At 57.3% G+C, this 2,375-nt stretch carries 3 protein-coding genes; 1 reads left to right on the forward strand and 2 read right to left on the reverse strand.

Annotated features, from left to right (window positions below; genetic code table 11):
- On the reverse strand, nucleotides 1-506 hold a 506-nt coding region (locus ADADOO_RS12465; protein ID WP_511277827.1), incomplete at its 3' end, for a cyclic nucleotide-binding domain-containing protein.
- 85 nt (nucleotides 507-591) lie between these two features.
- Between ADADOO_RS12465 and hemN the strand changes: the two genes are divergently transcribed.
- Nucleotides 592-1,995 (forward strand): oxygen-independent coproporphyrinogen III oxidase, encoded by a 1,404-nt coding sequence (gene hemN, locus ADADOO_RS12470; protein ID WP_511277828.1) that lies wholly within the window; start codon nucleotides 592-594, stop codon nucleotides 1,993-1,995.
- A 266-nt stretch (nucleotides 1,996-2,261) separates the two neighbouring features.
- Here the strand turns inward: hemN and ADADOO_RS12475 are convergent.
- A partial coding sequence (locus ADADOO_RS12475) for a thiosulfate oxidation carrier complex protein SoxZ (protein WP_511277829.1) occupies nucleotides 2,262-2,375 on the reverse strand: 114 nt, incomplete at its 5' end.

Genomic DNA, 2,375 nt, shown 5'->3' on the forward strand with positions numbered 1-2,375 from the left:
CGTTCCTCGGCGCGCATCGTGCCGAGCAGCATCATGACGCCATGGTCGCGGACGATTTCCCGGCTCATTACCTTGTGGAAATGATGCTGCAGCGTGTGGATTTCACGCGATAAACCTTCCAGACGCGAAAACGGAATGGCGCAGATCTCGCTGTCTTCGAGCGCGATGGCGTTGCAGGTGTGGTGTTCGGTGCTGATGCCGTCGAGGCCAAGCAGTTCGCCAGCCATCTGGAAGCCGGTGACCTGGTCGCGCCCATCTTCGAGCAGCACATCGGTCTTGAAAAAACCGCTGCGAATCGCGTAAATGGCATCGAAACTCTCTCCGGCGCGGTAAAGGTGATCGCCGCGCTTGATCCGGCGGCGGGTCGATACCAGGTCATCAAGCCGTTCCAGTTCTTCAAGGCTGAGACCGTACGGCAGGCATAGTTCGCGCAGGTTACAATTGGAACAAGCCGTCTTGATAACGGACAGCGTGACTTCCTGATTCAGCGGGTGTGTTTGAGCCATTTGCAACCTGCGTTCGCTTGATCCAAGTCAACCATAAAATCGAACCTTCCGAACATAATCAGACCTACTTTTTGTGGCTGGCCTAATGAATTTCGCAACTGAAAACCTCGTATTTGATCCCCAGATCATCCGCCGTTTTGATGTCAACGGACCGCGTTACACGTCTTATCCGACGGCTGACCGCTTCGTCGAGGCCTTCGATTCAGAGGCAGCTAAAGTCTGGCTGGGTAAGCGCAACATCGGCGGCATAAGCCGGCCTTTGTCATTATACTTCCACATACCTTTCTGCAACACTATTTGCTACTACTGCGCCTGTAACAAAATCATCACCAAGGATCACGGGCGTAGTGCCAAATATCTCCGCTATCTGGCCAAAGAGCTCGATATTCAGGCCGCCGCGCTGGAAGGCCGGGATGGCGAGCATGAAGTCATTCAGCTACATTGGGGTGGCGGCACACCGACCTTCCTGTCGCACGACGAGATGCGTCAGTTGATGAGTGAAACGCGCAAGCATTTCAAGTTGCTTGAAGGCGGTGAATATTCTATTGAAGTCGATCCGCGCAAGGTTGATACGGCGACAGTTGCTTTGCTCGGCGAGCTTGGCTTCAACCGGATGAGCGTTGGTGTTCAGGATTTCGATGAAAAGGTCCAGGTCGCCGTCAATCGCGTGCAAAGCGAGGCAGAAACCTACAGCGTGATCCGCGATGCGCGGGCTAACGGCTTCAAGTCGGTTTCAGTCGATCTGATCTACGGCCTGCCGCACCAGACGGTGATGGGTTTCAACCGGACCATTGAGCGCGTGTTGGCGATGGACCCCGATCGTCTGTCGATATACAACTACGCGCACATGCCGAGCATGTTCAAGCCGCAGCGCCGGATCAACGATGGTGACCTGCCGTCGGCCGATACCAAGCTGCAGATTCTGGCGCTGGCCATCAAGAAGCTGACTGAAGCGGGTTATGTTTTCATCGGCATGGACCACTTTGCCAAGCCCGATGACGAGCTGGCCGTCGCCCAGCGTCAGGGCCGCCTGCACCGCAATTTTCAGGGCTATTCGACCTACGCCGACTGCGACATGCTGTCTTTCGGCATTTCGTCGATCAGCAAAGTCGGGCCGAGCTACTACCAGAACGTCAAGACCGCCGACGAGTACTACGATGCGCTCGATACCGGCACGCTGCCGGTGTTCCGCGGCATTGAACTGACGGCCGACGACATTCTGCGCCGCTCGATCATCCAGGCGCTTATGTGCCACTTCGAGCTGTCCATCGAAAGCATTGAAAGCGCCCATCTGATCGACTTCCGCAAGTATTTCGAGGCTGAACTGGAAGACTTGAGGGAGATGGAGCGGGCCGGCCTTGTCAAGATTGAGCGCGAGTGGATTACCGTCTTGCCTCCGGGGCGTCTGTTGGTCCGCGTCATTTCGATGGTCTTCGACCGCTATCTGCGGGCTGGCCGTCAGCGTGCGACATACTCCAAGGTGATCTGAACGGTATGCCGCAGGTCGAGCGGGCAGTTTGACTGCCCGCTTTGCTTGTGTGCCGAGCAGGGGTGCACTCCTATCGGTTGATCGAGCAAGGCTGGAAGTCTTCCACCCCGTGCTGGCTCGGACATTCAGTGGCTCAGGCAACAGCCCCGACGCGCCGGTGGTCGCAGCAGTATGGCGGAAGCCGTTGAACGACTGCCCCCCTATGCGTCCGGTGGGAGGGGCCGGTCGGGTAATCTAGCCGTCCCGATTGGTTGAGCGGGGAAGGCTCAGGCGACGGTGATTTCGTCCTGACGCTGGTCGCCGCGGTTGTCTGTCCAGGCCACCAAAACCTTGTCGCCAGCCTTGATGCCGCGTGCCTTGAAGGTGAAAAGCGGGTTCCT

The sequence above is a fragment of the Azonexus sp. genome (assembly GCF_036170495.1).
Lineage (GTDB): Bacteria > Pseudomonadota > Gammaproteobacteria > Burkholderiales > Rhodocyclaceae > Azonexus.

Excerpts from the sequence above, each read along its gene's own strand:
- hemN (WP_511277828.1), top strand. The coding sequence starts at position 592 with ATGAATTTCGCAACTGAAAACCTCGTATTTGATCCCCAGATCATCCGC.